This window comes from Bradyrhizobium sp. (genome assembly GCF_019244115.1).
Taxonomy (GTDB): domain Bacteria; phylum Pseudomonadota; class Alphaproteobacteria; order Rhizobiales; family Xanthobacteraceae; genus Bradyrhizobium.
Genome location: NZ_JAFATE010000616.1, coordinates 1 through 7,012, shown reverse-complemented (window position 1 = coordinate 7,012; position 7,012 = coordinate 1). Strand labels below are relative to the sequence as shown.

Below are 7,012 nucleotides of genomic sequence, written 5' to 3'. Positions count from 1 at the left end.
CATCATGATTGGGGTCCGCCCGCGCGAGACCCCGAAATCGTGACCACGGACGCGACGGCACAAACGCTGCCCAACGCGAGCCCGCATTTCCGGCTTGGCCCCACCGCGGCGGTCCTTGTCGCAGCGGCAATGCTGATGCTTGTCTTCCCCGACTGCACGAGGGGCATCGGCACCCCGCGACAACAGCGGGCCTGGCGTTGTCGCCGATTACCAAAGCACAGAGTTCCTGCTGCCACGGCGTCCCGGTGATTATCTCAAACACCCGCGCGAGGTGGTCGCGCGACGGCTGCTCGCGGCGCATCGCGATCAAAGCATTGCGGCTCCCACGCGCGCGTTCGAGGGCGGCGGACGCGTGTGTGACTTCAGCGAACCCCGAACTCGCGGCGCTCGGCGCTATAAGCAGTCCTCGCGCAATACCCGCCGCCGAGGCGAATGCCTGAGGAGCAAATTATGGCCGACAGCGTTTTCCATCCCGAGTTCAAGGCGATGCCCTATTGGTGGGAAGCCTGGCGCCCGACCGCTGAGGGGGCTGAGGCCTCGCTGCCGGCACGTGCTGACGTGGCCATCGTCGGCGCCGGCTATGCCGGCCTCTCGGCGGCGATTGAGCTCGCCGCAAATGGCGTTGCCGCCGTCGTCATCGAGGCCAACGAGCCCGGCTTCGGCGCCTCTACACGGAACGGCGGCGCCGTCTCGGGCGGCGTCAATATCGGCAAGAGTTTCAGCGGCAAAAGCATCGATCCCGATTCCGAGCGCGCGGCCCAGCTTCTTTCGGACGCCGCCGAGGCCTTCTCTTGCATCGAGCACATCATCGAGCGCGAGAAGATTCAATGTTTTTGGGAGAAACGGGGGCGCTTCGTCGGAGCCTGGGCGCCGAAGCACTATAAGGCGATGGCGCGCAAGGTCGAGATCCTGAACCGCGCCGCTCATTCGGGCTGTGGAATGGTGCCGCGCGAGCGGCAACGCGAGGAGATCGCCAGCGACTACTACCATGGTGGCATGGTCGTCGAGCGCACCGCAAAGCTTCACCCGGCGCTCTATTACAAAGGCCTGCTCGACGCAGCGCGGGGGCGCAAGATCACCATCTGCTCCAAGGCGCCCGTTGTAAAAATTGCGCGCATCGGCGGTGCATGGCGACTTGAGACGGCGCGCGGCACGGTCGAGGCGAACGAGGTGGTGATTGCCACCAATGGCTATACAGGCGATGCGACGCCCCGCTTGAAACGCCGCGTTATTCCGATCGCGAGTCACATCATCGCGACGGAAGAGCTGTCGTCCGAAGTCGCCGCCTCGCTGATTCCTAAGGGGCGAACGCTCTCCGACACCCGGCGCGTGCTCTGCTACTACCGCATGTCGCCGGACGGCAAACGCGTCATCTTCGGCGGCCGTGCTCGGTTCACGCCGGTTACGCCGCAGACCAGCGCGCCAATCCTTCATCGCTTCATGCTCGATCGCTTCCCGCAGTTAAAGGGCGTCCGTGTCACCCATGCCTGGACCGGCAACGTCGCATTCACTCTCGATGCGCTACCCCATATGGGGCGCGACGACGGCATGCATTACGCTCTTGGTTGCAACGGTAGCGGCGTCGCGATGATGACCTATCTTGGCCACCAGACCGCCCGCAAGATCGTCGGTAAGGCGAATTCCGTCTGCGCTTTCGACTCACCGGAATTCCCGGATCATCCGCTTTACAGGGGCAATCCATGGTTCTTGCCGCTGGTCGGCTGCTGGTATCGTCTGCGTGACGAAGTCGACCGCCTATTCACTTAAGCAAGGGAGGGGATGGACCAATGAAGTTCGTGGTGATCGGTGGCGGCGTCATCGGAACGAGTATCGCCTGGCATTTAGCAGAGGAAGGAATCGGCCAGGTCACGCTACTAGAGCGCGACCGTCTCGGTTCAGGCACGACCTGGCATTCCGCCGGCAACATCACCTGGAAGCCCCTGGCGGATCACGACGCCTCGGTCATGTACGCGTTCGAGACGATCACACGCCTCGAACGTGATCTCGGGCTGAGCACCGGCTGGCTTCAGACCGGGCGCCTGTTCCTCGCCGGCAGCGGCGAGGTGCGTCATGGCTTCGAGGGCTTCGATAAGGCGGCACAGGACCGCGGCGTGCCCGCGCGTTGGCTCTCCGGCGACGAAGCGCGTCGCCTCAACCCACTGCTCGACCCCGGCGGGCTTGAGGGCATCTGGCTCAACCCGCTCTCTGGTCGCGTCAACCCGGCTGATCTGACGGCCGCCTATGCGACAGCTGCCCGCCGGAAAGGCGCGGTCATCCGTGAGAACGTCACGGCTGAGAGCCTGGCGATAGTCGGCGGCCGGATCACAGGCGTTGCGACGAGCCTCGGTTTCATTCCCGCCGACTGCGTCGTCCTCGCAGCGGGACTCTGGTCGCGCTCCATGCTGCAGCCGCTCGGCATCGCCCTGGCGCAATGGCCGTGCGAGCATTTCTATGTCATCGCCGAGGTCGCGCCGCGCCTGCCCCGCGACACCCCGTCCTTCGTCGCGCCGCACGAGCTAGTCTACGGGCGTGAGGAGGTCGGGAGGTTCCTGGTGGGATTCTTCGACGAGAACGCCAAGACGCTAGACCCAGCCAGTCTACCGAACCCGTTCTCATTCACCCTGCTGCCACCCGACTGGGAAAAGATCGCGCCCTATTTTGCGGCCGCAACACGACTGTTTCCACCGCTTGAGACTGCGCCGATCCGGAACTTCATTAATGGGCCGGAAAGCTTCACGCCCGACGGGTTTCCGCTGATCGGCCGAGTGGCGGACATTGATGGCCTGATCGTCGCGACGGCAATGAACTCGTCCGGTGTCACACTGTCCGCGATGACGGGCCGCTTGGTTGCCGACCTCGTCACCGGCGCTCCGCCCCGCTTCGAAGCCGGCCTTTATGACCCGTCGCGCTTTGCTGATCGTGCGCGCGACCTCGCTTGGCTCGCCACCGGGGTTTCATCAATCGTGAGCGCCGGATATCTGCGCCACAACCAATAGCCGCCTAGACCTGCTACCCAGTCGAGCCTGTCCCGAAAGCACTAGCCGGCAGTAGCTGCGCTGAGTATGAGACACTCGCAGGATGCGTCGAACAGTGCGGCGGACCGCCCACGTCCGAATCCTTCCGACAGGCGCAGACGACCGAGCTGCGCGTCAGTTTTGGCCGCGCTCTTACCTCCTGCGCCGGAATTACGACCAAACTGGAGGAACAGCGCATTTTGGCCGCGCAAGTCCTCCTACCTTTGGGGCGAATGGTCGCTCACCGTAACATCCGGCGCCTTCGCGAGGCCTCGACGGTCGATAGCGAGCGGTAAATACCACCGTTCTCAATTTCTGAGAGCAAGTTCCGGTACATGCCGCCGCGGCAAACTTTGCCACGCTGATAACAAGCGACTTTTGCATTCCCCGCAGCTCGGGCTAACTTGCAACCTCGCTGGACTGAGCTCTTGCGGCGCCGACGATCCGGTACGGAGGTCGGTGTTCGGGACGATAACCGACCGCCTGCTTTGCAAATAACTTTGGCGGACGTAGGACTTGTTCTCATGGTGACTACGTTTCGTAACAGGAAGTAAACCTGATCTTGGTTTGACAATCGCACCGGCCCAGCGGATCAACAAAGTTCGGCATCCACAACGAAAAGAGACGCGCATGTGCGGCATCGTGGGGCTTTTCTTGAAGAACGAGGTATTGCAACGCAATCTTGGTCGCCTTACCGGGCTAATGCTCCGCGAGCTGTGCGATCGGGGGCCAGACAGCGCTGGCTTTGCGATTTATGGAGACGAGCGCAAGGGCATCACGAAGATCTGCATGGTGAACCGCGATGACGCGGTCGACTGGTCCGAAGTCGCGGATCGACTTGCGTCAACCATTGGCGCGGATGTCGCCGTCGAGGAGATCGAGGATCACGCAATTTTGCGCACCACGGGCTCCGGCGAGATAGCTCGCAAGTGGCTAATCGACAACATACCCTCGGCCTACGTGTTGAGCCAAGGCACGGCGATCGAGACCTTTAAGGGCGTCGGGAATCCGGCCGCGATCATCGAGCGCCTCGCCCTCGAGACGCGCGCCGGGACCCATTCGATCGGCCATACGCGAATGGCGACCGAATCCGCGGTGACGGTAGCGGGCTCGCACCCGTTCTCGACCGGCGACGACACATGTCTCGTGCACAATGGCTCCCTTTCCAACCATAATCGTCTCCGCGAGCAGCTTCTGCGCAAAGGCGAACGGTTCCAGACCGAGAACGACAGCGAGGTTGCGGCCGCTTACCTCGCCTCTCGCATGCGAGGGGGCGACACGCTTCAGCGGGCACTAGAGAACGGGCTCAGAGACCTCGACGGTTTCTATACGTTCCTGGTCGGCACCCGCGAAGGATTTGCGGTGATCCGCGATCCGATCGCCTGCAAGCCTGCGGTCATCGCCGAGACTGACGACTGGGTTGCAATGGCGACCGAATACCGTGCGATCGCACCGCTGCCGGGGGTTGAGCACGCCAAAATCTGGGAACCCGCGCCTGCGACCGCGTATGCCTGGAGCCACGCCGCGTGACAAAGGTTTCGTCCATCCCGCGCACCTCCCGCAATTCGGTGCTCGATCTCGTCGAGATGTCGCTGCGTTCAGTCAATCAGCTGCTGCACGATACGCGCGACGGCGATTTCCTGATCCGCAATCCGCGCGGCGCGCATGCGATTGTCTGCGGCCTCGACGGCAATCTCAAGGTCACCATCGAAGGGCATGTCGGCTACTATTGTGCTGGCATGAACAAACGGGCGCACGTGACGGTGATCGGCAATGCCGGCACGGGCGTCGCCGAAAACATGATGTCAGGCATCGTTCACGTGAGGGGTGACGCCTCCCAATCGGCTGGCGCGACGGGCTGCGGTGGCCTTTTGGTGATTGACGGTAATGCGTCGGCACGTTGCGGTATCGCGCTGCGCGGACTTGATATCGTGGTGAAGGGCTCGGTCGGCCACATGTCCGCTTTCATGGCGCAGGCAGGCCGGCTGGTTGTACTCGGCGACGCCGGCGATGGGCTCGGGGATTCGCTCTACGAGGCGCAGCTGTTCGTGCGCGGCGCCGTCAAGAGCCTGGGGACGGACTGCATCGAGAAAGAGCTCCGCGACGAGCATCGGGCCGCCCTACGAACGCTGCTCGATGCCGCTGGCGTGCGAAACATCGATGTCGCGAAATTCAGGCGCTATGGGTCGGCGCGCAAGCTCTATCACTTTCACGTCGATAATGCGGGACAGTACTGATGAACGCGAACGAACCGCGCCCTATGACCTTGCCGCGCTACTCGGCAACCTTCGACCTGCATACGATCGCCGAAATCCACCGCGCCGCCGCGACTGGCATCTACGACATCCGCGGCTTCGGCGCAAAACGCAAGCTGCCGCATTTCGATGATCTCCTGTTTCTAGGTGCGTCAATCAGCCGGTACCCACTCGAAGGCTATCGCGAGCGTTGCGGCACTGACGTGACTCTCGGCAGACGCCATGCCAAGAAGCCAATTACGCTCAAAATCCCGATCACGATCGCGGGCATGAGTTTCGGGTCGCTCTCGGCCAACGCAAAGGAAGCGCTTGGCCGCGGCGCCGCGGTCGCCGGCACCACAACCACGACCGGCGACGGCGGCATGACAGACGAGGAGCGCTCGCATTCGAAGACGCTGGTTTATCAGCTGGTCCCGTCGCGCTATGGGATGGACCCGGATCAGCTGCGCAAGGCGGATGCGATTGAGGTCGTCGTCGGGCAAGGGGCCAAGCCCGGCGGCGGTGGTATGCTACTCGGTCACAAGATCTCCGAGCGAGTCGCTGGGATGCGCACCCTGCCGGCGGGTATCGATCAGCGCTCGCCCTGCCGCCATCCCGACTGGACCGGGCCCGACGATCTGGAGATCAAGATCCGCGAGCTCCGCGAGATCACCGACTGGGAGAAGCCGATCTACGTGAAGGTCGGCGCCGCGCGTCCTTATTACGATACCGCGCTTGCGGTGAAATCCGGCGCCGATGTGGTGGTGCTCGATGGCATGCAGGGCGGCACCGGCGCCACGCAGGAAGTGTTCATCGAGCACGTAGGTATTCCGACGCTCGCGGCAATCCGCCCGGCCGTGCAGGCGCTGATCGAGCTCGACATGCATCGCAAGGTACAACTGATCGTGTCGGGTGGTATTCGCACCGGCGCCGACGTGGCCAAAGCGCTCGCGCTTGGCGCTGACGCGGTTTCGATTGGAACCGCGGCCCTGATTGCGCTCGGAGACAACGATCCGCGCTACGAGGACGAGTACCGTAAGCTCGGCACCACAACGGGCGCGTACGACGACTGGCATGAGGGACGTGATCCGGCCGGGATCACGACCCAAGATCCGGAGCTCACGAAACGGCTCGATCCCATCCTGGGAGGGCGGCGGCTCGCGAACTACCTTGCGGTATTGACGCTCGAAGCACAAACGATCGCACGCGCCTGCGGCAAGAGCCACGTCCACAATCTCGAGCCTGAGGATCTCGTTGCGCTTACTGTGGAGGCCGCCGCAATGGCGAGGGTCCCACTCGCGGGTACCAGCTGGATACCGGGATAACCGGAATTTGACGCGCGTGGCTGGCGCGAATGTCGAGCGAGGGAGCACACACCATGCCGGATTGGAGCAAGATCGCTGAGAGGAAGAGTATCAAATACTTTCTCGTCGCATTCGTTGACCTGTTTGGCGCAATGCGCGCCAAGATCGTGCCGGCAAGCGCCATGGATAGCGTAGCCAAATCGGGCGCAGGATTTGCAGGCTTCGCCACCTGGTTTGATATCACGCCGGCAGATCCAGACGTGTTGGTGATGCCAGAGCAAGACACGCTGGTCCAGCTACCCTGGAAAACGGAGGTTGCGTGGGTGACCGGCGACCTCATGATGGCCGGTAAACCCGTCGAGCAGAATCCGCGTCAGGTCCTCAAGCGCGTAATCGGAAAGGCGGCTAAACTCGGCTACGAACTGAAGACGGGCGTTGAATGCGAATATTTCCTAATCAC

The 7,012-nt window shown here is 62.8% G+C and carries 5 protein-coding genes and 1 pseudogene; all 6 read left to right on the top strand.

Annotated elements, in window-relative coordinates; translation table 11 throughout:
• The first annotated feature begins 450 nt into the window (after window positions 1-450).
• Window positions 451-1,767, top strand: a complete 1,317-nt coding sequence (locus JOZ76_RS27100; protein ID WP_291703875.1) for an NAD(P)/FAD-dependent oxidoreductase — start codon at window positions 451-453, stop codon at window positions 1,765-1,767.
• A 20-nt stretch (window positions 1,768-1,787) separates the two neighbouring features.
• Window positions 1,788-2,996, top strand: a complete 1,209-nt coding sequence (locus JOZ76_RS27095; RefSeq protein ID WP_291703874.1) for an NAD(P)/FAD-dependent oxidoreductase — start codon at window positions 1,788-1,790, stop codon at window positions 2,994-2,996.
• Window positions 2,997-3,644: 648 nt separating this feature from the next.
• Window positions 3,645-4,544, top strand: a complete 900-nt coding sequence (locus tag JOZ76_RS27090) for an amidophosphoribosyltransferase (protein WP_291703872.1) — start codon at window positions 3,645-3,647, stop codon at window positions 4,542-4,544.
• Between the two features lie 56 nt (window positions 4,545-4,600).
• Window positions 4,601-5,251: a protein glxC gene (locus JOZ76_RS27085; protein ID WP_291703878.1), complete on the top strand. Its 651-nt coding sequence runs from the start codon at window positions 4,601-4,603 to the stop codon at window positions 5,249-5,251.
• The gene (locus tag JOZ76_RS27080) at window positions 5,251-6,573 is read left to right on the top strand and encodes an FMN-binding glutamate synthase family protein (protein WP_441300109.1); all 1,323 of its coding nucleotides are present in this window, start codon (window positions 5,251-5,253) and stop codon (window positions 6,571-6,573) included. The genes JOZ76_RS27085 and JOZ76_RS27080 overlap by 1 nt, the downstream gene beginning before the upstream one ends.
• A gap of 53 nt (window positions 6,574-6,626) precedes the next feature.
• A pseudogene (locus JOZ76_RS27075) lies at window positions 6,627-7,012 on the top strand (type III glutamate--ammonia ligase); the annotation flags it as partial.

Bases quoted from the DNA above. Each gene is read 5' to 3' on its own strand.
- JOZ76_RS27100 (WP_291703875.1), top strand. From the start codon at position 451: ATGGCCGACAGCGTTTTCCATCCCGAGTTCAAGGCGATGCCCTATTGG.
- JOZ76_RS27095 (WP_291703874.1), top strand. From the start codon at position 1,788: ATGAAGTTCGTGGTGATCGGTGGCGGCGTCATCGGAACGAGTATCGCC.
- JOZ76_RS27090 (WP_291703872.1), top strand. From the start codon at position 3,645: ATGTGCGGCATCGTGGGGCTTTTCTTGAAGAACGAGGTATTGCAACGC.
- JOZ76_RS27085 (WP_291703878.1), top strand. From the start codon at position 4,601: ATGTCGCTGCGTTCAGTCAATCAGCTGCTGCACGATACGCGCGACGGC.
- JOZ76_RS27080 (WP_441300109.1), top strand. From the start codon at position 5,251: ATGAACGCGAACGAACCGCGCCCTATGACCTTGCCGCGCTACTCGGCA.